Origin of the sequence: Pseudomonas sp. 13B_3.2_Bac1 (assembly GCF_025466205.1) — a bacterium.
GTDB lineage: Bacteria > Pseudomonadota > Gammaproteobacteria > Pseudomonadales > Pseudomonadaceae > Aquipseudomonas > Aquipseudomonas fluorescens_H.
Genome location: NZ_JANLOG010000091.1, coordinates 41,887 through 65,988 on the forward strand (window position 1 = coordinate 41,887; position 24,102 = coordinate 65,988).

Consider the following 24,102-nt stretch of genomic DNA (forward strand, 5'->3'; position numbering starts at 1 on the left):
TTATTCTTACTGACCGACCTTTCTGTGGATAGATTGCTACAGGCCTTATTATTCAATGTGTACAGAGTTTCAAAACCCTGTTATCAGGTGCCAATGAGGCCCTTGGATAACCGGTTTAAGCCTGTGGATGAATGGGGTGGTTATCCACAGAGGCAGTTATATCCAGTTTTGAGGCCCTGTTATCAACTGACCTCATTGGCAGTTATTCACAGGGCTTAATCCACAGAAATCAGCTGAATGAGTGATTGGCGGGCAACGGAAATCCGCTCAGGGCGAGAGAATCTGCCCGGCACTGGAGAAAGGAATTGAGAAATGAGGAGTGCAGACAGGCCGCGAACGGGCCTGTCTGTGAACAGCAGAAGGGTTATTTGCCGATGCAGAAGCTGGAAAAGATCCGCCCAAGCAGGTCATCGGAGCTGAATGCCCCGGTGATTTCGCCCAGAGAGTGCTGTGCCTGGCGCAAATCTTCGGCCAGTAGCTCACCGGCACCCGCCAAGGTCAGCTGTGCACGACCATGTTCCAGCGCTGCACTGGCGTGGCGCAGAGCTTCCAGATGCCGGCGACGGGCACTGAAGCTGCTTTCCGAGGTTTGCTCGTAGCCCATGCAGGCCTTGAGGTGTTCGCGCAGCAATTCCAGACCTTCGCCGGCGGCTTTGGCGCTCAGGCTGATGGTCACATGGCCATCGTCGCTGACTTCCAGAGCGATTGCTTCACCCGTCAGGTCAGCCTTGTTGCGGATCAAGGTGACCTTGGCCGGATCTGGCCGGGTTTCGAGGAATTCCGGCCACAGGGCAAACGGATCTGCAGCTTCCGGCGCGGTGGCATCGACTACCAGCAGCACTCGATCCGCTTCAGTGATCGCCTTCAACGCACGCTCGACGCCGATTTTTTCTACCTGATCATCGGTATCGCGCAGACCGGCGGTGTCCACCACGTGCAACGGCATGCCGTCGATGTGGATATGTTCGCGCAGGATATCGCGGGTGGTGCCGGCAATCTCCGTCACGATTGCGGCTTCGCGGCCGGCCAGGGCATTCAACAGACTGGACTTGCCGGCATTCGGACGACCGGCGATCACCACCGTCATGCCATCACGCAACAACGCGCCCTGCCCGGCTTCACGCAGCACAGTGGATAACTCTTCACGCACCTTGTCGAGCATGCTCAGCACGTGGCCATCGGCGAGGAAGTCGATTTCCTCTTCCGGGAAGTCGATGGCGGCTTCGACGTAGATGCGCAGGCCGATCAGTTGTTCGGTGAGGTTATGCACACGCTGGGAAAACGCCCCCTGCAGGGAGCGCAAGGCATTGCGTGCAGCCTGTGCAGAACTGGCTTCGATCAGGTCGGCGATCGCCTCGGCCTGAGCCAGGTCGAGTTTGTCGTTGAGGAACGCGCGCTCGCTGAATTCACCCGGACGGGCCAAACGGCAACCCAGTTCCAGGCAACGCTTGAGCAACATGTCGAGAACGATCGGGCCACCGTGCCCCTGCAGTTCCAGCACATCTTCGCCGGTGAACGAGTTGGGTCCCGGGAAATACAGCGCCAGGCCTTCGTCCAGCACCTGCTGGTCATCACTGAAAAACGGCCCGTAATGCGCGTAACGCGGTTTCAGTTCGCGGCCGCTGATGGCTTTGGCCGCAACACTGGCCAACGGCCCGGAAATACGGACGATGCCGACACCGCCACGACCTTGAGCGGTGGCGACGGCGGCGATGGTTTCACGAGGTGCGCTCATAAACCGGAATCCAGACAAAAGTGGCAGATAGCAAAACGCCCCACTAGGGGGCGTTTTGAGTGGTGTTATCCACAGAGTAAGTTACGCCTCGGCTTTTTTTGTCGCCGCTTCGATCTTACGCGTGATGTACCACTGTTGGGCAATCGACAGGCAGTTGTTCACAACCCAGTACAGCACCAGACCAGCAGGGAACCACAGGAAGAAGAAGGTGAAGATGATTGGCATCATTTTCATGACCTTCGCCTGCATCGGATCCGGCGGAGTCGGGTTCAGACGCTGCTGGATGAACATGGTCGCGCCCATGATGATCGGCAGGATGAAGAACGGATCCTTGATCGACAGGTCGGTGATCCACAGCATGAACGGCGCCTGGCGCATTTCCACGCTTTCCAGCAGAACCCAGTACAGCGAAAGGAAAACCGGCATCTGCACGAGGATCGGCAAGCAGCCGCCCAGCGGATTGATCTTCTCTTTCTTGTACAGCTCCATCATGGCTTGCGACATTTTCTGCCGGTCATCGCCATGTTGCTCTTTCAGTGCAGCCAGTTTCGGCGCCACGGCACGCATGCGCGCCATGGATTTGTAGCTGGCAGCCGACAGCGGGAAGAAGATGCCCTTGATCAGCATGGTCAGGAAGATGATCGACCAGCCCCAGTTACCCACGATCGCGTGGATGTGTTGCAGCAACCAGAAGATCGGCTGAGCGATGAACCACAGAATGCCGTAGTCGACAGTCAGTTCCAGACCTGGGGACAACTCTTTTAGTACGGCCTGGCTTTTCGGACCGGCGTACAGAATGGCGCTGGTTTCAACTTTGGCACCCGGTGCAGCGGTCAGCGAAGGACCGGTGTAACCGATGATGTAGTTGCCTTTGCTGTCTTTACGCGTCTGAACGATGTTGTTTTCGCCCTTCGGCGCAACCCATGCAGTCACGAAGTAGTGTTGCAGCCAGGCTACCCAGCCACCGGTGACGGTTTCCTTGAGCTGACCTTTGTCCATGTCTTTCATGGACACTTTCTTGTACGGCTCGGAACTTGTCCACAGCGCGGCGCCCAGGTAAGTCGCGGTACCGGTGGCAGTGGTCGACGAAGGGTCGGCACTGGCGTCTCGCTTCAGCTGGGCGAACATCGAACCGGACCAAGGCTGAGCGCTCTGGTTATCCACAATGTAGGTCACGGTCACGTCATACAGGCCGCGTTTCAGAGTGAAACGCTTGATGTAGTTGACGCCGTCCTTGCTGAACTTCAGGTCGACGACCAGTTGGTCCTGACCGTCAGCCAGTTGATAACTTTTCTTCTCCGAGGAGTAAACCGGACGACCGGCCGGGCTTGCGTCCGGACCGTTGGTGCCGATCAGGCCGCTTTGTGCCAGATAAGTACGCTCGCCGCCGTTGTCGAACAGCTGAAACGGCACATCAGGACGGTCCTGACGACGTGGATACAGTGGCAAAGTCAGTTGAGCAACGTCACCGCCCTGTGGATCGATCGCCAGATCGAGCACGTCGGTTTTGACCTGGATCAGATCCTTGCTGGCAGCGACCGGAGTTTCCACAGGCGCGCTGGTATCGCTTGCGGCACGCGGAATATCGTCACTGGCGGAAGCGTTATTGCCAGGAACGGTGTCCGGCAAACCGGATGCAGTCGTACTGGAAGCAACATTCTGAGTCGGCAGGGCAGCCTGGCCATAGTCCTGGTTCCATTTAAGAACCATAACGTAGGACACGATTGCCAGGGCGACGATCAGGATCGTGCGTTTGATATCCATGATTACTCGGCCATCGAAGAAGAACGGGAGGTAGGGATAGGTGGAACCGGGTCATAACCACCGGGATTCCACGGATGACAGCGACCTAAACGACGAAAGGTCAGCCAGCCACCGCGCAGAAGGCCATGATTTTCGATGGCTTCTAACGCGTAGCAGGAACAACTGGGGTAGAAACGACAGTGATCAGCCATCAGGGGACTAATGGCATAGCGATAAAACTGGATCGGAACGAGGGCCAGTTTACGCATCTGGACTGTCTACCCCTACAGTTTCGGTGTTGACTGCTGGAACTGGCTTGTTACGGGCCAGGCGCTTCCAGAGTTTGCCGAAATGCTGAATCAATTCGGGGTTTTCTACATCGCCCAAACCTTTACGCGCGACGATAACGATGTCCCAGCCGACCAGTGAGTCCTGGTGCAGACGGAACGATTCGCGCATCAGACGTTTGAGGCGATTGCGCTCAACGGAGAGCTTTACGCTCTTTTTCCCGATAACCAGCCCGAGACGGGGGTGATCGAGATCGTTGTTGCGCGCAAGGAGCAGGAGATTTTTCCCCGGAACCTTGCCGGTAGGGGAGTCAAAGACTGCCTTGAAATGCCGGGGGGTAAGCAGACGCTTTTCCCGACTGAAGTCCTGACTCACCTCCAGTGCCGGATTATCAAACTGCCAGACGCGCACGACCTTTGGCGCGGCGACGCGACAGGACGGCACGACCGTTCTTGGTAGCCATGCGAGCACGGAAACCGTGGGTACGAGCGCGTTTGATAGTGCTTGGTTGGAAAGTACGTTTCATGTCGTGTTACCTGGTTCGTCCACAACGGGCCGGAATGGCCCCCGTTTTAAGAGACCGGGGATTCTAGAGAAAGCAAGCCTTCAGGTCAATTTCCAACCAACGTTTCCTTATAAATAGATATCTGGAGCATCCAGAACCAAGACCTTGCCTGCCAAACATAAAAATAAAGAAGGGAATTATTTAAAGCTTTTCTGTAAAGCTTATAAAAGCTAGGGCGACAGTCTTCTGTGGATAACCACGTTCAGCCCTTGTCTGGCTTGATGTACAGAGAATGACAACTACAGTGGAAAACCGTGGTCAGCCTGTGCTGCGCTGTCGGATAACCTGTGTGTGGAATCGTCAGTTATCCACAGGCAGGTTATCCACCGAGTTCCACCCCCAGTTGTCCAGTGCCCTCAGAGGCGGTTATCCACAGAGCTTATTCACACACCGTTGGTCGCCTTTTTACCGGTTAACGCATTGATTAATCATGGTCACCACACAACCTGCATGTGGATAAGTGGACGGCTCGCCGTTACAATGGCCGCTTGTTTTTGCCTCACCGGCTTTCAACTTAGGGGATATCCGTGTCAGTGGAACTTTGGCAGCAGTGCGTGGAGCTTTTGCGCGAGGAGCTGCCTGCCCAACAATTCAACACCTGGATCCGTCCACTACAGGTCGAAGCCGAAGGCGACGAGTTGCGCGTCTACGCACCGAACCGTTTTGTGCTGGACTGGGTCAACGAAAAGTACCTCGGTCGCGTCCTTGAACTGCTGGATGAGCACGGCAACGGCATGGCGCCATCGCTTTCCTTATTAATAGGCAGCAAACGCAGTTCTGCACCGCGTGCCGCGCCGAATGCACCGTTGGCTGCGGCGCAAGCTCAGGCCAATGCCGCGCCGGCCAGCCCGCCAACGCCAGCGCTGAGCGCAGCCCCGGCCAAGCGCTCGACGCAGAAAACCGAGGAAGTCAGTGAAGAGCCGTCGCGCGACAGCTTTGATCCGATGGCCGGTGCGGCGTCGCAACAGGCCCCGGTTCGCGCCGAACAGCGCACTGTGCAGGTTGAAGGCGCGCTCAAACACACCAGCTACCTGAACCGCACCTTTACCTTCGAGAACTTCGTCGAAGGCAAGTCCAACCAGCTCGCCCGTGCGGCGGCCTGGCAAGTAGCGGATAACCCGAAGCACGGCTACAACCCGTTGTTCCTTTATGGCGGCGTCGGCTTGGGTAAAACCCACTTGATGCACGCGGTGGGTAACCATCTATTAAAGAAGAACCCGAATGCCAAGGTCGTGTACCTGCATTCCGAGCGCTTCGTGGCCGACATGGTCAAGGCGCTGCAACTGAACGCGATCAACGAGTTCAAGCGTTTCTACCGTTCGGTGGACGCGTTGCTGATCGACGATATTCAGTTCTTCGCCCGTAAAGAGCGTTCCCAGGAAGAGTTTTTCCACACCTTCAACGCCCTGCTTGAAGGTGGCCAGCAGGTCATTCTCACCAGTGACCGCTACCCGAAAGAAATCGAAGGTCTTGAAGAGCGCCTCAAATCGCGTTTCGGCTGGGGCCTGACGGTTGCCGTCGAGCCGCCGGAACTGGAAACCCGCGTGGCGATCTTGATGAAGAAGGCCGACCAGGCCAAAGTCGAGTTGCCGCACGACGCGGCGTTCTTCATTGCCCAGCGAATTCGTTCCAACGTCCGCGAGCTGGAAGGAGCGCTGAAACGCGTGATCGCCCACTCGCACTTCATGGGCCGCGATATCACCATCGAGTTGATTCGCGAATCCCTGAAGGACTTGTTGGCACTGCAGGACAAACTGGTCTCTGTGGATAACATTCAGCGCACTGTCGCCGAGTACTACAAGATCAAGATTTCCGACCTGCTGTCCAAGCGCCGTTCGCGCTCGGTGGCTCGTCCGCGTCAGGTGGCCATGGCCTTGTCCAAGGAACTGACCAACCACAGCCTGCCGGAAATCGGCGATGTGTTTGGTGGTCGCGACCACACGACGGTGTTGCACGCCTGCCGCAAGATCAACGAACTTAAGGAATCCGACGCGGACATCCGCGAGGACTACAAGAACCTGCTGCGTACACTGACCACTTGATGAACACCAGCGCAGCTTATTAAGGCAAGGGACTAGACCATGCATTTCACCATTCAACGCGAAGCCCTGTTGAAACCCCTGCAACTGGTCGCAGGCGTCGTCGAGCGCCGACAGACCTTGCCGGTACTGTCCAACGTGCTGTTGGTCGTCGATGGCCAGCAACTGTCGCTGACCGGTACCGATCTGGAAGTCGAGCTGGTGGGTCGCGTACAACTCGAAGAGCCGGCCGAAACCGGTTCCATCACCGTGCCTGCGCGCAAGCTGATGGACATCTGCAAGAGCCTGCCCAACGACGCGCTGATCGACATCAAGGTCGACGAGCAGAAGCTGGTCGTGAAGGCCGGCCGTAGCCGTTTCACCCTGTCGACCCTGCCGGCCAACGATTTCCCGACGGTTGAAGAAGGGCCGGGTTCGCTGACCTGCAGCCTGGAGCAGAGCAAACTGCGTCGTCTGATCGAACGCACCAGCTTCGCCATGGCCCAGCAGGACGTGCGCTACTACCTCAACGGTATGCTGCTGGAAGTTTCGGCCGGTGTGATCCGTGCCGTGGCCACCGACGGTCACCGTCTGGCGATGTGCTCGATGCAGGCCGATATCGGTCAGCCGGATCGCCATCAGGTGATCGTGCCGCGCAAGGGTATTCTGGAACTGGCGCGTCTGCTCACCGAGCCGGATGGCAACGTCAGCATCGTTCTGGGTCAGCACCACATCCGCGCCACCACCGGCGAATTCACCTTCACCTCGAAGCTGGTCGACGGCAAGTTCCCGGACTACGAGCGCGTTCTGCCGAAGGGCGGCGACAAGCTGGTACTGGGCGATCGTCAGGCCCTGCGTGAAGCGTTCAGCCGTACCGCGATTCTGTCCAACGAGAAGTACCGCGGCATCCGTCTGCAACTGGCCAACGGTCAGTTGAAGATCCAGGCCAACAACCCGGAGCAGGAAGAAGCGGAAGAAGAAGTGGGCGTTGAATACAACGGCGGCTCGCTGGAAATCGGCTTCAACGTGAGCTACCTGCTCGACGTGCTGGGCGTGATGACCACCGAGCAGGTTCGCCTGATCCTGTCCGACTCCAACAGCAGTGCGCTGGTGCAAGAGTCCGACAATGACGACTCGGCTTATGTTGTCATGCCGATGCGTCTGTAATCAGCTGATCCTGGATGTCCTTAAGTCGTGTTTCGGTCACCGCGGTGCGCAATCTGCACCCGGTGACCTTCTCCCCCTCCCCCCGCATCAACATCCTTTACGGCGCCAACGGCAGCGGCAAAACCAGTGTTCTGGAAGCCATTCATCTGCTGGGGCTTGCCCGTTCGTTTCGTAGCACGCGGCTGTTGCCGGTCATCCAGTACGAACAACTCGCCTGCACCGTGTTCGGTCAGGTCGAATTGGCCGAGGGTGGCCACAGTGCGTTGGGGATATCTCGCGACCGTCAGGGAGAGTTCCAGATCCGCATCGATGGGCAGAACGCCCGCAGCGCCGCGCAACTGGCAGAAATCCTGCCGTTGCAACTGATCAACCCCGACAGCTTTCGCCTGCTCGAAGGTGCGCCGAAGATTCGCCGGCAGTTTCTCGATTGGGGTGTGTTCCACGTCGAACCGCGTTTCATGTCGACCTGGCAGCGTTTGCAGAAGGCCTTGCGCCAGAGAAACTCCTGGCTGCGGCATGGTACACTTGACGCCGTTTCGCAAGCGGTTTGGGACAGGGAACTGTGCCAGGCCAGCGCTGAAATCGATGAATACCGCCGCGCTTACATCAAAGCCTTGAAACCAGTCTTTGAACAAACCTTGAGCGAACTGGTTGAGCTTGAAGGTTTGACGCTCAGCTATTACCGAGGCTGGGACAAGGACCGGGAATTGAGTGCCGTACTGGCTGGTTCCGTGCAACGGGATCAGCAAATGGGTCATACCCAGGCCGGACCGCAACGGGCTGATTTGCGTCTTAGATTGGGCGCACACAATGCCGCGGACATTTTGTCCCGGGGTCAGCAGAAACTGGTGGTCTGTGCCTTGCGAATTGCCCAGGGGCATCTGGTGAGCCAGGCCCGACGCGGCCAGTGTATTTATCTGGTGGATGACTTGCCGTCCGAGCTGGACGAGAGCCACCGTCGCGCGCTGTGCCGCTTGCTGGAAGACTTACGCTGCCAGGTGTTCATCACCTGTGTAGATCACGAATTATTGAGGGAAGGCTGGCAGACGGAAACGCCAGTCGCTCTGTTCCACGTGGAACAGGGCCGTATCACCCAGACCCACGACCATCGGGAGTGAAGGCATTGAGCGAAGAAAATACGTACGACTCAACGAGCATTAAAGTGCTGAAAGGCCTGGATGCCGTACGCAAACGTCCCGGTATGTACATTGGTGACACCGACGATGGCAGCGGTCTGCACCACATGGTGTTCGAGGTGGTCGACAACTCGATCGACGAAGCCCTCGCTGGCCACTGCGACGACATCAGCATCATCATCCACCCGGATGAGTCCATCACCGTTAAAGACAACGGCCGTGGCATCCCGGTAGACGTGCACAAAGAGGAAGGCGTTTCCGCCGCCGAGGTCATCATGACCGTCCTCCACGCTGGCGGTAAGTTCGACGACAACTCCTACAAGGTATCCGGCGGTCTGCACGGTGTAGGTGTTTCGGTAGTGAACGCCCTGTCCGAAGAGCTGGTACTGACCGTACGCCGCAGCGGCAAGATCTGGGAACAGACCTACGTCCACGGTGTACCTCAGGCGCCGATGGCGATCGTTGGCGACAGCGAAACCACTGGTACCCAGATTCACTTCAAGGCTTCCAGCGAAACCTTCAAGAACATTCACTTCAGCTGGGACATCCTGGCCAAGCGCATTCGTGAACTGTCCTTCCTCAACTCTGGTGTCGGCATCGTCCTCAAGGACGAGCGCAGCGGCAAGGAAGAACTGTTCAAGTATGAAGGCGGCCTGCGTGCGTTCGTTGAGTACCTGAACACCAACAAGACTGCGGTCAACCAGGTGTTCCACTTCAACATCCAGCGTGAAGACGGCATCGGCGTGGAAATCGCCCTGCAGTGGAACGACAGCTTCAACGAGAACCTGTTGTGCTTCACCAACAACATTCCGCAGCGCGACGGCGGTACTCACCTGGTGGGTTTCCGTTCCGCACTGACGCGTAACCTGAACAACTACATCGAGCAGGAAGGTCTGGCGAAGAAGCACAAAGTCGCCACCACCGGTGACGATGCCCGTGAAGGCCTGACCGCGATCATCTCGGTGAAGGTGCCGGATCCGAAGTTCAGCTCGCAGACCAAAGACAAGCTGGTGTCTTCCGAAGTGAAGACCGCGGTCGAGCAGGAGATGGGCAAGTACTTCTCTGACTTCCTGCTGGAAAACCCGAACGAAGCCAAGCTGGTCGTCGGCAAGATGATCGACGCGGCCCGTGCCCGTGAAGCGGCGCGCAAGGCCCGTGAGATGACCCGCCGCAAAGGCGCGCTGGACATCGCCGGTCTGCCGGGCAAGCTCGCTGACTGCCAGGAAAAAGATCCTGCGCTGTCTGAACTGTACCTCGTGGAAGGTGACTCCGCGGGCGGCTCTGCCAAGCAGGGACGTAACCGCAAGACCCAGGCGATCCTGCCACTGAAGGGCAAGATCCTCAACGTCGAGAAAGCACGCTTCGACAAGATGATCTCGTCCCAGGAAGTGGGCACGCTGATCACCGCACTGGGCTGTGGTATCGGGCGCGAAGAGTACAACATCGACAAGCTGCGCTATCACAACATCATCATCATGACCGATGCTGACGTCGACGGTTCGCACATCCGTACTTTGCTGCTGACCTTCTTCTTCCGTCAGTTGCCGGAGCTGATCGAGCGCGGCTACATCTACATCGCCCAGCCGCCGCTGTACAAGGTCAAGAAAGGCAAGCAAGAGCAATACATCAAAGACGACGACGCCATGGAAGAGTACATGACGCAGTCGGCCTTGGAAGATGCGAGCCTGCACCTGAACGAAGAGGCCCCGGGCATTTCCGGTGAAGCGCTCGAGCGTCTGGTCAACGACTTCCGCATGGTGATGAAGACCCTCAAGCGTCTGTCGCGCCTGTACCCGCAGGAACTGACCGAGCACTTCATCTACCTGCCGGCCGTGAGCCTGGAAATGCTCGGCGACCACGCGAAGATGCAAGACTGGCTGGCTCAGTACGAAGTACGTCTGCGCACCGTCGAGAAGTCGGGTCTGGTCTACAAGGCCAGCCTGCGTGAAGATCGTGAACGTGGCGTGTGGCTGCCAGAGGTCGAGCTGATCTCCCACGGCCTGTCGAACTACGTCACCTTCAACCGCGACTTCTTCGGCAGCAACGACTACAAGACCGTCGTCACCCTCGGCGCTCAACTGAGCACCCTGCTCGACGACGGCGCGTACATCCAGCGTGGCGAGCGCAAGAAAGCGGTCACCGAGTTCAAGGAAGCCCTTGACTGGCTGATGGCCGAAAGCACCAAGCGCCACACCATTCAGCGCTACAAAGGTCTGGGCGAAATGAACCCGGATCAGCTGTGGGAAACCACCATGGACCCAAGCGTGCGCCGCATGCTGAAAGTCACCATCGAAGACGCCATTGGCGCAGACCAGATCTTCAACACCCTGATGGGTGATGCGGTCGAACCTCGCCGTGACTTCATCGAGAGCAATGCGCTGGCGGTTTCCAACCTGGACTTCTGATCCAGGTCAGTGACCGCTCGGGCACCCTTCAGGGCGGCCTGCCAAAGCAAGAGAAAGCCCGCGCAAGCGGGCTTTTTTTTACGTACGATGCAGCTCGATTTCTGCCTGTACATTGACGGGCGCATGACAAATGGACGTTTATCGATGAAGGATCTGGTCAAACGCTTGCCGGTCAATCTTTTACCTCTATTGATGGGCGTGCTGGCCTTTCTGATTGTCGTTGGCCCCAGAGCGCTGAATCCGCAAAACATCGCATGGCTGAGCAGTGGCGATCCGGCTACGCATTATTTGGGGTGGGTGTTCTTCAGGAATGCACCCTGGTCATTTCCTGTCGGGCTCAATCCGTCGTACGGGCTGGAACTGAGCAACGCCATCGTATTTTCGGATTCAAACCCGCTCTTTGCGTTGCTCTTCAAGCCGTTCGCAGCGTTATTGCCCGAACCGTTCCAATATTTCGGTCTCTGGTTCCTGATGTGTTTCATGCTCCAGAGTTGGTTTGCGTGGAAGCTGATGGGTTTGGCCAGCGACCACCTGATCGTGCGCTTGCTTGGTTCGGCGCTCTTTCTCTTCGCTCCCGCGATGATTCTTCGGATGGGCGAGCACTTGTCCCTCGCGGGGCATTTTCTGGTCCTGGCCGCTTTGTATCTGGCCTTGCGCCCTTCTACCCGTAAACAATCCTTTGCCTGGGCAGCTTTGTTGGTTGCATCGGCGCTGGTGCATGCCTATCTGCTGGCTATGGTCGCGTTGATCTGGCTGGCGGATCTGCTGGCGAGAACCATCAAACGCCAGCTGACGCCGGGGAAAGCCTTTGCCGAACTGGCCGGCATCCTGGTGCTGACGGGTTTCTGCTGCTGGCAGGCAGGCTATTTCAGTGTCGACAGTGCTGGACTCGGTTTAATCGGGTTTGGATTGTTGCGCGCCAATGTGCTGACCTTCTTCGACTCTGCCGGATGGTCCTACGTACTGGGTGATTTGCCCGGCGTACCGGGCGATATCGATGGGCTGGCTTTTCCAGGGCTGGGGGTGCTTTTTCTAACCGTTTGCGCGCTGCCGTTGCTGTTGTCGGGTCGCAGTCAGTTCCTTTCTGTTATTCGTCCGCGTTGGGTGTTATTGCTCGCCCTGTTCGGGCTGATGATCTATGCGTTTTCCAATAATGTCGGCATTGGTCCCTTCGAACTCCACTATTGGCTACCGGAATTCATCATCGCGAAAGCCGGTGTTTTCCGCGCAGCTGGCCGGATGATCTGGCCCGTCATGTACGCGACGATCTTTGCGGTGTTGTTTGTGATTGTGCGTGGTTACAGGTCTCGTACTGCGGTCCTGTTATTCGCGACAGCACTCGTGCTGCAGGTGGTCGATACCCGTGCGGGCTGGGAAACCATTCGCAGCAAACTGATGGCCTCCCCCAACGCGCAATGGAAAACCCCATTGGTTGATCCTTTCTGGAGCATCGCAGCGTCGCACTATCAAAAGGTGCGATGGATCAAGCCACAAAGCTATTCGACCCATTGGATAGAACTTGCCGATTACGCGGGTAAATACCATCTCGCAACGGACGCGGTTTATCTGGGAAGAGTGAATTATGCGTCTCTGCAGTCCGCGCAGAGCGCGGCAGCCAAGGTCATTGCATCAGGACGTTTCGAGGCTGATTCCCTCTACGTTCTCGATCAGCGTTCAACGCTTCAAGCGGCATTCACCATCGATCGAAGTACCGATTCGCTGATAAAAGTCGACGGTTTTCAGGTGCTCGCACCGGGTTGGAAACGCTGTTCCGAGTGCCCACAATTTCCTGAAGCCGATTTGCACGAGCTGATCCCCGCGGTCAGGCTCGGCGAGAGAATCCAGTTCACGGAAGGAAGTACGGGGAGTACCGCGCTTGCCAAAGGCTGGTGGGACTCCGAAGCATGGGGCACCGGTTCAGTCGGCAAAGAGGCTGAAGTGATACTCAGACCCAGCGCTGATGTGAGCGCTGTGTCGCTCGAAACCAATACCTTCCTGACCCAGGCCTACCCACGCCAGGCAATGGAGATCCGTATTAATGATATCCAGGTCCTTGGCGCCAGCCTGACCACCGCTTCCAACACATTCGACATTACGCTCCCGGCCGAAGTACGAGCGTCGATAGCGCGCGAAGGTTTCATGCGTCTCAAGTTCAATCTTCCCCTCGCCATCAGCCCTCGTGAATTGGGTATGGGCGATGATGAGCGTGAACTGGCAATCGGGCTATTAGGGCTGACGCTTCATTGATCTCTTATCGGGCTGCCGAAGGCTACGCTGCGGTGGGCTTTATTCCTGAGCTGGCGTTACGCTTTCCAATCGATAGCCATACCCATAAATGGTCAGCAACTGCCAACCCCGATCCGCCGTCAGCCCCAGTTTGTTGCGCAGGCGATAGATGTGCGTATCCAGTGGCCGTGACGACGCCACTTCTTCATGGGGCCAGAAGCGTTCGTATAGGTACTCGCGCGACAACGGCCGACCCAGGTTACTGAACAGGCAGCGCGCCAGGCGGTATTCACGCTCGGTCATGATGACTGCCTTGCCCTCGCGGGTGACGCTCAGTTCGGCATCGTCGAATGTCAGGTCATTGAAGGTCAGGACTTCGGCAGCGGTACTGCGTTGCTGACTATGCCGGCGCAGTACGGCGGCGACTCGGGCTTTCAACTCGTTGGGGCGGAACGGTTTGCTCACGTAATCGTCGGCACCGGCGTTCAGCGCCTGGACGATATCGCTTTCGCCGTCGCGGCTGGTCAGCATGATCGCGGCGGGTGGCGACTCCATGTGCTCACGGGTCCAGCGCAGCAGCGCCAGGCCCGTCAGGTCGGGCAGTTGCCAGTCGAGGATCAGCAGGTCGAAGGTGTCCCGGCGCAACTGGCGCAGCAGGTCCTCGCCCCGCTCAAAGCTGTGCAGCGACCAGGGCTGGTCTCCCACCGCAGCCATCTGCTGCAGGGTTTGCTCGACCCGACGCAGTTCGGCGGGTTCATCGTCCAGTATCGCAACGCGCATACGCGTGGGTTCCTTGTTGCTTGGGCAGTGGCCGGCCACCATAACGGCTAGGCCTGTGCGGTGAAAGTAAGCAATCCACCATCGGTCGTCGTCCGCTATGATTCTTCGGATCTACATCCTCAGACCTGTGACCCATGAAACCATTCACTGTCACCTGCCCTGTTTGTCATGAATAGCCCGCGTCGGCGTGAAAGCCGCGAGCCGAGTCAGGTCCAGCGCCTGTTTCGGCGGCTGGTCCGGGAGTGGTTGTGGATAAGTCTAGTGTTGTTGCCGCTGACTGCCTTGTTGTCGTATCGCGCCCAGATCAATCTGCACGACACGTCGCCGGGCTTGAGCGCATTGCTTTCGGTGGGGCTGGTGGCGTGTGTCCTCGGCTTGCTGCTGTGGCGCCCGCGCTGGGCGATCTGGGTAACATTGGGCGGGGTGGCGTGTGTGTTGCTGACCAGCGTCGGCCTGGCGGAAGTCCGGCACTGGTGGTCACCGACCCCATCGGCGCTCGGCATGTTGTTCGGTTACCTGATCTGGAACTGGCGGCGCCTGAGCGTGGTGCTGACGTACTTTGGCTGGGAGCTGGCGCGGCTGGACCGCGAGCCGAAAGTATTTCCGGAACGGCGCCGCGCGCAATTCACCAGCGCCGACCAGCTGCAGGGCCAGATCATGGCGCTGGAGCAAGCCATGAGCCGCACCCGCGATACCCGGCGCTTCATTGCCGACGGTCTGGAGTACCTGCCGGTGGCGACGCTGATCAGCGATCCCAAGGGGCAGATTCTCTTGGGTAATCGCAAGGCTCGGGTATTGTTCGATCACCCGCTGGTGGGCGGCGACGTTCTCGAGCAACTGGCCCGTCTCGGTTACCCGGAGTTGTCCACAGAACCGCGCCCGGCATTGTCCACCCTGGCGCTGCTGGAGTTTCGCGATCACAAGGAGCGCAGCCTGCGGCTGGAGCGGGCGGCATTGCTGCCGGTGGACGGCGATACTCCCATTGGCTGGCTGCTGAGCCTCACCGACCTGAGTGCCGAACGCGCCGCTGAAGAACAGCGCGGCGTACTGCTGCGTTTTCTGTCCCACGACCTGCGCGCCCCGCATTCGGCGATCCTTGCTCTGCTCGATGTGCATCGCCATCAGGCCGGAGCGGATTCACCGCTGTTCGAGCAGATCGAACGCCAGGTCCGCCGCGCGCTGGAATTGACCGATGGTTTCGTGTTGCTGGCGCGGGCGGAATCCGAGGCTTACCAGTTTCAGCCCAGCCTGTTCGCGATGCTGGTGCTGGACGTGCTGGATCAGGCGTTGCCCATCGCCCAGCAGAAAAGCATCAAACTGCTGCACACGATGGACGAACAATCCCAGGAGCGTCTGATCAACGCTGATCAAGGCCTGCTGACCCGCGCCTTGTTCAACCTGTTGGAAAACGCCATCAAGTATAGCCCGGCCGACACAACGATCGAGTTGAGTGTCAGTTGCCAGGGCGACTGGTTGCGCTGTGAACTCAGCGATCAGGGCAAAGGCATCGCCGCTGAGGAATTGCCGGATCTGTTCATGCAGTACCGACGCTTTTCATCGGCGCAAGGTATCGATGGTGTGGGTTTAGGGCTGTCGATGGTCAAGGCAGTAGTCGATCATCATGGCGGCAGCATCGAGTGCCATAGCATCGTCGATCGAGGCACCACGTTCCGGCTGCAGTTACCGCTGATCGCTGAGTGAACAGGCACAAAAAAACCGGCTATATCAGCCGGTTTTTTTACTTCTGAAAAAAACTTATGCACCTTTTACGGTGCTTTATGAGCTTGAGAAATATATAAGTAAATCAGTTACTTAAATTAAAGATTCAGGCCTTTTTAACAAAACCGTACACAGGTTATCCACAAAATCTCAGACAGCCATCTGATCACTGGCTGCAGGCGCCTGCGGTGCCGGCGGAAGCGAACCCATTTCGCGCTGAGTCCGTTCGTTCCAGGCTTGTACCCGGTCGTTCAGATCGGCGATAGCGCGCGGGCCAGTGCCTTCGGCATACATCGGCTCGCCGATGACCACGGTGATCACGCCCGGCTGCTTGCCCCAGCCGATTTTCGGCCAGAATTTGCCGGCATTGTGTGCAATCGGCAGTACCGGAAGCGCCGCATTCACCGCCAACGCGCTGCCACTGCGGGAGAACTTGCCGACGGTGCCGTAAGGAACGCGGGTGCCTTCAGGGAAGATCAATACCCAGACGTTATCCTTGAGCAGTTCATCGCCTTTGGCGGCCACTTGCTTGAGTGCCGCTTTCGGGTTGTCGCGGTCAATCGCGATCGGCCGCAGCATGGCCATGGCCCAGCCGAAGAACGGCACGTACAGCAATTCACGCTTGAGCACCTGGCTCAAGGGCGAGAAATAAGCGGAGAGAAAGAACGTCTCCCAAGTGCTCTGGTGGTTCGACTGAATCACGCAGGGCCGGTCCGGCACGTTTTCCGCGCCTTTGATCTCGTAACGAATGCCGAGAAACACCTTGGTCAACCACAAGGCGCAACGGCACCAGTACACGTTGATGAAACGATAGCGCGCCTTGAACGGCAAAAAGGGCGCGATAAAAAAGCTCAGGCTGCACCACAGCAAGGCAGTGGTGCCCAGCAGCAGGTAAAAGAGGAAGATTCTGATGGCCTGCAGTATCGACATGGCGACGTTTACCGTTACGGGCGATGCCCGACTGTTCAAGCGCACTCCCGATCAATCCCTGGTCAGGAACTTCAGAAGCACTCTAGTTGTGGATAAGTTCTGCGGCAATCGCCGCCAGATCGTCAAAAATCAGGGTGCCGACCGGAAGGGTCTTGCCCAGAGTTTTTTCGCCTTTCCCGGTCTTTACCAAAACGGGCTGTGAATCGACGGCTTTGGCGGCCTCCAGGTCACCAAGGCTGTCGCCGACGAACCAGACATTCGTCAGCGCCACGTTGTAATGCTCGGCGATGGTTTTCAACATCCCCGGTTTCGGTTTGCGGCAATCGCAACCCTCATCCGGGCCATGCGGGCAGTACACGATCAGCCCGACTTCACCGCCCTGCTCCGCCACCAGCTCGCGCAGGCGCGCGTGCATGGCATCGAGGGTGGCGAGGTCGTAATAGCCGCGAGCAATGCCCGACTGGTTGGTGGCCACCGCCACCGTCCAGCCGGCCTTGCTCAACTGCGCAATCGCTGCGATCGAGCCGGGCAAAGGAATCCACTCCTCCACCGACTTGATATAAGCGTCGGAGTCGTAATTGATCACTCCGTCCCGATCGAGAATCAGCAGTTTCAACAGCAGTCCCTCAACCCAGCAGCGAAATGTCGGCAACCCCGAGGAACAGACCACGCAGGCGCGCCAGCAGCGCGTAGCGGTTGGCCCGGACCTTGGCGTCTTCGGCATTGACCATGACGGCGTCGAAGAACGCGTCTACCGGCTCACGCAATGCAGCCAGACGTGCCAGCGATTCGTTGTACTGACGCGCTGCGGCCATTGGTTGCACCGCCTGATCCGCTTGCTGGATCGCCGAGTACAGCGAAAACTCGTTGGCGTTGTCGAAGTATTTGGCTTCGACCACGGTCGGCACCGAGCCTTCGACTTTGCTCAACAGGTTCGACACACGCTTGTTGACCGCTGCCAGCGCTGCCGCTTCCGGCAGTTTGCGGAAGGCCTGAACCGCTTGCACACGCTGGTCGAAGTCCAGCGCCGAACCCGGCTTCAGCGCACGTACCGACAGGTAGGTGGCGACATCGACGCCTTCGTCTTCGTAACGCGCACGCAGACGGTCGAAGATGAATTCCTGTACCGAGTCGGCCAGGCCGGCAGCCTTGACCTTGGCACCGAACGCATTCACGGCGAAGGCCACGGCGTCGTTCAGGTCCAGATCCAGCTGTTTCTCGATCAGGATACGCAGCACGCCGAGTGCCGCACGGCGCAGGGCATACGGGTCTTTGCTGCCGGTTGGCAGCATGCCGATACCGAAGATGCCGACCAGGGTGTCGAGCTTGTCGGCGATTGCGACGGCCGCACCGGTCAGGGTCGCCGGCAGTTCAGCACCGGCACCGCGTGGCATGTACTGCTCGTTCAGCGCCAGCGCGACGTCTTCCGGCTCGCCGTCATTGAGCGCGTAGTAGTAACCGGCGACACCTTGCATCTCCGGGAACTCGCCGACCATTTCGGTGGCCAGGTCGCACTTCGACAGCAAGCCGGCGCGGGCCGCCCACGAAGCGTTGCCGCCGATACGTGCGGCGATGTACGCCGCCAGTTTCGACACGCGCTCGGCCTTGTCGTAGACGCTGCCGAGCTTTTCCTGGAACACCACGTTCTGCAGGCGCAGGTTGAAGTCTTCGAGTTTCTGCTTCTTGTCTTGCTTGAAGAAGAACTCGGCGTCGGTCAGGCGTGGGCGAACCACTTTCTCGTTACCGGCGATGATCTGCTGCGGATCCTTGCTTTCGATGTTGGCGACGGTGATGAACCGTGGCAGCAACTTGCCGTCGGCATCCAGCAGGCAGAAATACTTCTGGTTGTCCTGCATGGTGGTGATCAGTGCTTCCTGCGGCACGTCGAGGAAGCGTTCCTCGAACGAGCACACCAGCGGCACCGGCCATTCGACCAGCGCGGTCACTTCATCGAGCAGCGCCGGTGGCACGATCGCGGTGCCTTCCTGACGGGTTGCCAGTTCTTCGGTGCGCTTGCTGATGATCTCGCGACGCTCGTTGGCATCGGCCAGGACATAAGCGGCACGCAGGTCGGCCAGATAGCTCGACGGCGAACCGATGCGCACGCTTTCCGGGTGGTGGAAACGGTGACCACGAGAATCGCGGCCAGCCTTTTGCGCGAGGATGGTGCAGTCGATGACCTGGTCACCGAGCAGCATCACCAGCCACTGGGTCGGACGCACGAACTCTTCCTTGCGCGCACCCCAACGCATGCGTTTCGGGATCGGCAGGTCGTTCAGCGAATCTTCGACGATGGTCGGCAGCAGGCTCGCGGTCGGCTTGCCGGCGATGTTCTGGCTGTAGCGCAGTTTCGGACCGCTCTGGTCGATTTCGCTCAGCTCGACGCCGCACTTCTTGGCAAAGCCCAGGGCTGCCTGAGTCGGGTTGCCTTCAGCGTCGAACGCCGCCTGACGCGGCGGGCCGTCGAGGTTGATGCTGCGATCCGGTTGCTGGGTGGCCAGCGCCGTGATCAGCACGGCCAGACGACGCGGTGCGGCGTAGACGGTTTTGCTTTCGTAGCTCAGGCCGGCAGCTTGCAGGCCCTTGTCGATACCGGCGAGGAACGCTTCAGCCAGGGTGTTCAGGGCTTTGGGTGGCAGTTCTTCGGTGCCCAGTTCAACCAGAAAATCTTGAGCACTCATTGTGCAGCCTCCAGCTTGGCCAGTACTTCGTCACGCAGGTCCGGGGTCGCCATCGGGAAGCCCAGCTTGGCGCGGGCCAGCAGGTAGGCTTGCGCAACGGAACGCGCCAGGGTGCGTACGCGCAGGATGTATTGCTGACGCGCGGTCACCGAGATCGCCCGGCGTGCGTCCAGCAGGTTGAAGGTGTGCGAGGCCTTCAAGACCATTTCGTAGCTCGGCAATGGCAGCGGCTGGTCGAGTTCGATCAGGCGCTTGGCTTCGCTTTCATAGAAGTCGAACAGTTCGAACAGTTTGTCGACGTTGGCGTGTTCGAAGTTGTAGGTGGACTGTTCCACTTCGTTCTGGTGGAACACGTCGCCGTAGGTCACCTTGCCGAACGGACCGTCGGCCCAGACCAGGTCGTAGACCGAATCCACGCCCTGCAGGTACATGGCCAGACGCTCCAGACCGTAAGTGATCTCGCCGGTCACCGGGTAGCATTCGATGCCGCCGGCCTGCTGGAAGTAAGTGAACTGGGTCACTTCCATGCCGTTGAGCCAGACTTCCCAGCCCAGACCCCAGGCGCCGAGGGTCGGCGATTCCCAGTTGTCTTCGACGAAGCGGATGTCGTGGACCAACGGGTCCAGGCCGACATGCTTGAGCGAGCCCAGGTACAGTTCCTGGAAGTTGTCCGGGTTCGGCTTCAGGACGACCTGGAACTGATAGTAGTGCTGCAGACGGTTCGGGTTTTCCCCGTAGCGGCCGTCAGTCGGACGGCGGCTTGGCTGCACGTACGCGGCGTTCCAGGTTTCCGGGCCGATGGCGCGCAGGAAGGTCGCGGTGTGGAAAGTGCCGGCGCCTACTTCCATATCGTAGGGCTGAAGTACCACACAACCTTGCTCGGCCCAGTATTGCTGGAGCGCGAGGATCAAGTCTTGGAAGGTACGCACGGCTGGCGTAGGCTGGCTCACGAAATTCACCTGTTTCTTGGGCTGCGATTTAAAGAGCGGGAGTATACCCGATTCAGTCGCACCTCCACCCCCTGGAGCCTTATGCCACGCTGCTTTTGGTGTACCGAAGATCCGCTGTACATGGCTTATCACGATCAGGAGTGGGGCACGCCGCTACGCGATGCGCAGGGTTTGTTCGAGTTGCTTTTGCTCGAAGGGTTCCAGGCCGGCCTTTCCTGGATCACCGTGCTGCGCAAACGCGAGCGCTACCGCGAGGTGTTGTACGGCTTCGACGTGCAGCGCGTGGCGCAGATGAGCGACGCGGAAATCGCTGAGTTGATGCTCGATCCGGGGATCATCCGCAACCGCCTCAAACTCAATGCCGCCCGGCGCAACGCCCAGGCCTGGCTGGCGCTGGAAGATCCGGTGGCCTTCCTCTGGTCGTTTGTCGGTGACAAACCGGTCATCAATCATTTCAAGGATCGCAGTGAAGTCCCGGCCATCACCCCCGAAGCCGTGGCGATGAGCAAAGCCCTGAAAAAGGCCGGATTCACCTTCGTCGGCCCGACCATTTGCTACGCGCTGATGCAGGCCTCGGGCATGGTCATGGATCACACCCAGGACTGCGATCGCTACGCGCAGCTGGTCAACGGCGGTTAGAATGGCCGCCTCGCGCACAGCACAAAATCAGGAGTGACCTGTGGAAAAGTTTAAAGGCGCCTTGCTGGTAGGCGCTCTGCGGCTGTTTGCCCTGCTGCCATGGCGGGCCGTGCAGGCCGTGGGTTCGGCGATCGGCTGGATCATGTGGAAAACCCCCAACCGCTCCCGCGACGTGGTGCGGATCAACCTCGCCAAATGTTTTCCACAGATGGACCCGGCCGAGCGCGAGCGCCTGGTCGGCCAGAGCCTGAAAGACATCGGCAAGTCCCTGACCGAAAGCGCCTGCGCCTGGATCTGGCCGGCCCAGCGCTCCATCGATCTGGTGCGCGAAGTCGAAGGCCTCGACATCCTCAAGGAGGCGCTGGCCTCGGGCAAAGGCGTGGTCGGCATCACCAGCCACCTGGGCAACTGGGAAGTGCTCAACCACTTCTATTGCAGCCAGTGCAAACCGATCATTTTCTACCGTCCGCCGAAGCTCAAAGCGGTGGATGAATTGCTGCGCAAACAACGCGTGCAACTGGGCAACAAAGTCGCCGCTTCCACCAAGGAAGGCATCCTCAGCGTCATCAAGGAAGTGCGCAAAGGTGGTGCAGTGGGCATTCCGGCTGACCCGGAACCGGCCGAATCCGCCGGGATCTTCGTGCCGTTCTTCGCCACCCAGGCGCTGACCAGCAAATTCGTGCCGAACATGCTCGCCGGCGGCAAAGCGGTCGGCGTGTTTCTGCACGCCCTGCGCCTGCCGGACGGTTCCGGCTACAAAGTGATCCTCGAAGCGGCGCCGGAAGCCATGTACAGCACCGATACCGAGGAATCCTGCGCGGCCATGAGCAAGGTGGTCGAGCGCTATGTCGCGGCATATCCGAGCCAGTACATGTGGAGCATGAAGCGTTTCAAAAAGCGGCCGCCGGGCGAAGCGCGCTGGTACTGAGCAAGTTGGCACACTCTGTGGATAACCTGTAGGAGCTGCCGCAGCCGGCGATCAGTTGATCCTGCTTCTGCGGCTTATCCACAGCCTCGTTCATTCAAGGGCGCATAAAGATGTCCGAACACTGCAAATCTTTCCGCATCAAGATCACCCACGACAGCTTCGGCGAATGCCTCGGGCAGACGCGCAATCTGTCCACTACGGGGGTCTACGTCCAGCATCCGCGGCTGGCTTCGTTGCCCAAGGGCGCTGTGGTTTACGGGCAAGTGCAGGGCTTGCCCACGGGCGCGCCACGGGTGCGAATGGAAGTGGTGACGGTGGATGCCGAGGGCATCGGCCTGCGCTATCTCTAGCTTATTGCGCCTGACGATCGAGCTTCTTCAGAAACACCGCCATCTCCTTCTCGGCCTGCTTGTCGCCATGGGCGCGGGCGGCTTCCAGACCTTGTTCCCATGCCTGCCTTGCGGCGGCGTGATCGCCGAGTGCGAGTTGCGCCTTGCCCAATAGCTTCCACGCCGCCGAGTACTTCGGGTCGAAACCGACACAGCGCTGGAAATGTTCGGCGGCTTTGGCGTTCTCGCCCAAATCCAGATAACCCTTGCCGAGGCCGAAGCGCAGCAATGAGTTATCCACACCCTTGGCGAGCATTTTTTCCAGGGATTCGAGCATGGGCAGATCCTTTTCTGTGGAGTGTCAGGTGTTGATCGGTGTCAGTTACACCGCTTTCGCGAGCAAGCCCGCTCCCACAGGGGAAACGCATTCCAAATGTGGGAGCGAGCCTGCTCGCGAAGGGGCCAGTGCCGTCAGCGCAAAACTCAGAAGAAGCTCAAACCCACATGAAACAGCTTCTCCACATCGCGGATATGCTTTTTATCCACAAGGAACAGAATCACATGGTCACCGGTTTCGATCACCGTATCGTCGTGGGCGATGATCACCTCTTCGTTGCGGATGATCGCGCCAATCGTGCTGCCCGGCGGCAGGCCGATTTTCTCGATCGGCCGGCCGATGACCTTGCTCGACTTCGCATCACCGTGGGCAATCGCCTCGATGGCTTCCGCCGCGCCCCGGCGCAGTGAGTGCACGCTGACGATATCGCCACGCCGTACGTGGGCCAGCAAGGTGCCGATGGTCGCCAGTTGCGGGCTGATGGCGATGTCGATGTCGCCGCCCTGGATCAGGTCGACGTACGCCGGGTTGTTGATGATCGTCATCACCTTCTTCGCGCCCAGGCGTTTGGCCAGCAACGACGACATGATGTTGGCTTCGTCATCGTTGGTCAGGGCAAGGAAGATGTCGGCGTCGGCGATGTTCTCTTCCAGCAGCAGATCACGGTCCGACGCGCTGCCCTGCAGCACCACGGTGCTGTCGAGGGTATCCGAGAGGTAGCGGCAGCGTGCCGGGTTCATCTCGATGATCTTCACCTGATAACGGCTTTCGATGGCCTCGGCCAGACGCTCGCCGATCTGCCCGCCACCGGCAATCACGATGCGCTTGTAGGTTTCGTCGAGGCGGCGCATTTCGCTCATCACCGCGCGAATATTCTCACGGGCGGCGATGAAAAAGACTTCGTCATCGGCCTCGATCACCGTGTCGCCTTGCGGCAGGATCGGCCGGTCGCGACGGAAAATCGCCGCGACACGCGTCTCGACATTCGGCATGTGTTCGCGCAGCTGGCGCAGCTGTTGGCCCACCAGCGGCCCGCCGTAATAGGCGCGCACCGCCACCAGTTGCGCCTGGCCTTCGGCGAAGTCGATCACTTGCAGCGCGCCTGGATGCTGGATCAGGCGCTTGATGTAGTTGGTCACCACCTGCTCGGGGCTGATCAGCACGTCGACCGGAATCGCTTCGTTCTGGAACAGCTGTTCTTCGCGATTGAGGTAGGACGCTTCGCGCACCCGGGCGATTTTGGTCGGGGTGTGGAACAGCGTGTGGGCGACCTGGCAGGCGACCATGTTGGTCTCGTCGCTGTTGGTCACCGCCACCAGCATATCGGCATCGTCGGCGCCGGCCTGACGCAGCACCGACGGCAGCGAGCCGCGGCCCTGAATGGTGCGGATGTCGAGACGGTCGCCGAGGTCGCGCAGGCGTTCGCCGTCGGTGTCGACCACGGTGATGTCGTTGGCTTCGCTCGCCAGGTGTTCAGCCAGCGATCCGCCGACCTGCCCCGCACCGAGGATGATGATTTTCATCCA

21 protein-coding genes are annotated in these 24,102 nt (G+C 59.1%); 9 read left to right on the forward strand and 12 right to left on the reverse strand.

Annotated elements, in window-relative coordinates; genetic code table 11:
* Nucleotides 1-364: 364 nt before the first annotated feature.
* The 5 genes from mnmE to rpmH all read right to left on the reverse strand — a co-directional run bounded on the left by mnmE (nucleotide 365) and on the right by rpmH (nucleotide 4,292).
* Entirely contained in the window at nucleotides 365-1,735 is a 1,371-nt protein-coding gene (gene mnmE, locus NTD85_RS14845) for a tRNA uridine-5-carboxymethylaminomethyl(34) synthesis GTPase MnmE (protein ID WP_262142526.1), read from the reverse strand.
* 81 nt (nucleotides 1,736-1,816) lie between these two features.
* The gene (gene yidC / locus NTD85_RS14850; protein WP_003229796.1) at nucleotides 1,817-3,499 is read right to left on the reverse strand and encodes a membrane protein insertase YidC; all 1,683 of its coding nucleotides are present in this window, start codon (nucleotides 3,497-3,499) and stop codon (nucleotides 1,817-1,819) included.
* A gap of 2 nt (nucleotides 3,500-3,501) precedes the next feature.
* A complete protein-coding gene (gene yidD, locus NTD85_RS14855) occupies nucleotides 3,502-3,747 on the reverse strand; it encodes a membrane protein insertion efficiency factor YidD (protein ID WP_010565858.1) in 246 nt (81 codons plus the stop codon).
* Complete coding sequence (rnpA, locus tag NTD85_RS14860) at nucleotides 3,740-4,141, reverse strand: ribonuclease P protein component (RefSeq protein WP_045122860.1); 402 nt, start codon at nucleotides 4,139-4,141, stop codon at nucleotides 3,740-3,742. Before rnpA ends, yidD begins: the two co-directional genes overlap by 8 nt.
* 16 nt (nucleotides 4,142-4,157) lie before the next feature.
* On the reverse strand, nucleotides 4,158-4,292 hold the full coding sequence (rpmH, locus tag NTD85_RS14865) for a 50S ribosomal protein L34 (protein WP_003213577.1): 135 nt from the start codon (nucleotides 4,290-4,292) through the stop codon (nucleotides 4,158-4,160).
* Between the two features lie 566 nt (nucleotides 4,293-4,858).
* Here rpmH and dnaA point away from each other — a divergent pair.
* The 5 genes from dnaA to NTD85_RS14890 all read left to right on the forward strand — a co-directional run bounded on the left by dnaA (nucleotide 4,859) and on the right by NTD85_RS14890 (nucleotide 13,304).
* Nucleotides 4,859-6,373, forward strand: coding sequence for a chromosomal replication initiator protein DnaA (dnaA, locus tag NTD85_RS14870; RefSeq protein WP_262142527.1), 1,515 nt, complete (start codon nucleotides 4,859-4,861; stop codon nucleotides 6,371-6,373).
* 39 nt (nucleotides 6,374-6,412) lie between these two features.
* Entirely contained in the window at nucleotides 6,413-7,516 is a 1,104-nt protein-coding gene (gene dnaN / locus NTD85_RS14875; RefSeq protein ID WP_003220202.1) for a DNA polymerase III subunit beta, read from the forward strand.
* Between the two features lie 14 nt (nucleotides 7,517-7,530).
* The gene (gene recF, locus NTD85_RS14880; protein WP_103522166.1) at nucleotides 7,531-8,634 is read left to right on the forward strand and encodes a DNA replication/repair protein RecF; all 1,104 of its coding nucleotides are present in this window, start codon (nucleotides 7,531-7,533) and stop codon (nucleotides 8,632-8,634) included.
* Between the two features lie 5 nt (nucleotides 8,635-8,639).
* On the forward strand, nucleotides 8,640-11,057 hold the full coding sequence (gene gyrB / locus NTD85_RS14885) for a DNA topoisomerase (ATP-hydrolyzing) subunit B (protein ID WP_103484001.1): 2,418 nt from the start codon (nucleotides 8,640-8,642) through the stop codon (nucleotides 11,055-11,057).
* 144 nt (nucleotides 11,058-11,201) lie between these two features.
* Complete coding sequence (locus NTD85_RS14890) at nucleotides 11,202-13,304, forward strand: DUF6311 domain-containing protein (protein WP_262142528.1); 2,103 nt, start codon at nucleotides 11,202-11,204, stop codon at nucleotides 13,302-13,304.
* 39 nt (nucleotides 13,305-13,343) lie between these two features.
* Here NTD85_RS14890 and NTD85_RS14895 read toward each other — a convergent pair whose 3' ends face one another.
* Nucleotides 13,344-14,063, reverse strand: a complete 720-nt coding sequence (locus NTD85_RS14895) for a response regulator transcription factor (RefSeq protein ID WP_003220215.1) — start codon at nucleotides 14,061-14,063, stop codon at nucleotides 13,344-13,346.
* 168 nt (nucleotides 14,064-14,231) lie between these two features.
* On the opposite strand from NTD85_RS14895, the gene NTD85_RS14900 reads away from it, so the two are divergent.
* Nucleotides 14,232-15,764 (forward strand): sensor histidine kinase, encoded by a 1,533-nt coding sequence (locus NTD85_RS14900; RefSeq protein WP_262142529.1) that lies wholly within the window; start codon nucleotides 14,232-14,234, stop codon nucleotides 15,762-15,764.
* A gap of 168 nt (nucleotides 15,765-15,932) precedes the next feature.
* On the opposite strand, the gene NTD85_RS14905 is transcribed toward NTD85_RS14900, so the two are convergent.
* From NTD85_RS14905 to glyQ, 4 genes are all read right to left on the reverse strand, one after another.
* Nucleotides 15,933-16,712, reverse strand: a complete 780-nt coding sequence (locus tag NTD85_RS14905; RefSeq protein WP_003220219.1) for a lysophospholipid acyltransferase family protein — start codon at nucleotides 16,710-16,712, stop codon at nucleotides 15,933-15,935.
* Nucleotides 16,713-16,794: 82 nt separating this feature from the next.
* The gene (gene gmhB / locus NTD85_RS14910; protein WP_177434763.1) at nucleotides 16,795-17,334 is read right to left on the reverse strand and encodes a D-glycero-beta-D-manno-heptose 1,7-bisphosphate 7-phosphatase; all 540 of its coding nucleotides are present in this window, start codon (nucleotides 17,332-17,334) and stop codon (nucleotides 16,795-16,797) included.
* A 4-nt stretch (nucleotides 17,335-17,338) separates the two neighbouring features.
* Complete coding sequence (gene glyS / locus NTD85_RS14915; protein ID WP_262142530.1) at nucleotides 17,339-19,393, reverse strand: glycine--tRNA ligase subunit beta; 2,055 nt, start codon at nucleotides 19,391-19,393, stop codon at nucleotides 17,339-17,341.
* On the reverse strand, nucleotides 19,390-20,343 hold the full coding sequence (gene glyQ / locus NTD85_RS14920; RefSeq protein ID WP_003187265.1) for a glycine--tRNA ligase subunit alpha: 954 nt from the start codon (nucleotides 20,341-20,343) through the stop codon (nucleotides 19,390-19,392). Before glyQ ends, glyS begins: the two co-directional genes overlap by 4 nt.
* Before the next feature lie 81 nt (nucleotides 20,344-20,424).
* Between glyQ and NTD85_RS14925 the strand changes: the two genes are divergently transcribed.
* From NTD85_RS14925 to NTD85_RS14935, 3 genes are all read left to right on the forward strand, one after another.
* The gene (locus NTD85_RS14925; protein ID WP_003220226.1) at nucleotides 20,425-20,982 is read left to right on the forward strand and encodes a DNA-3-methyladenine glycosylase I; all 558 of its coding nucleotides are present in this window, start codon (nucleotides 20,425-20,427) and stop codon (nucleotides 20,980-20,982) included.
* A gap of 40 nt (nucleotides 20,983-21,022) precedes the next feature.
* On the forward strand, nucleotides 21,023-21,910 hold the full coding sequence (locus NTD85_RS14930) for a lysophospholipid acyltransferase (RefSeq protein ID WP_003220227.1): 888 nt from the start codon (nucleotides 21,023-21,025) through the stop codon (nucleotides 21,908-21,910).
* Between the two features lie 110 nt (nucleotides 21,911-22,020).
* Nucleotides 22,021-22,260 (forward strand): PilZ domain-containing protein, encoded by a 240-nt coding sequence (locus NTD85_RS14935; protein WP_003220229.1) that lies wholly within the window; start codon nucleotides 22,021-22,023, stop codon nucleotides 22,258-22,260.
* 1 nt (nucleotide 22,261) lies between these two features.
* Here NTD85_RS14935 and NTD85_RS14940 read toward each other — a convergent pair whose 3' ends face one another.
* Both NTD85_RS14940 and trkA read right to left on the reverse strand, forming a co-directional pair.
* Nucleotides 22,262-22,576, reverse strand: a complete 315-nt coding sequence (locus NTD85_RS14940) for a tetratricopeptide repeat protein (RefSeq protein WP_103483994.1) — start codon at nucleotides 22,574-22,576, stop codon at nucleotides 22,262-22,264.
* 146 nt (nucleotides 22,577-22,722) lie between these two features.
* Nucleotides 22,723-24,099: a Trk system potassium transporter TrkA gene (trkA, locus tag NTD85_RS14945; RefSeq protein WP_003220233.1), complete on the reverse strand. Its 1,377-nt coding sequence runs from the start codon at nucleotides 24,097-24,099 to the stop codon at nucleotides 22,723-22,725.
* Nucleotides 24,100-24,102: the final 3 nt, after the last annotated feature.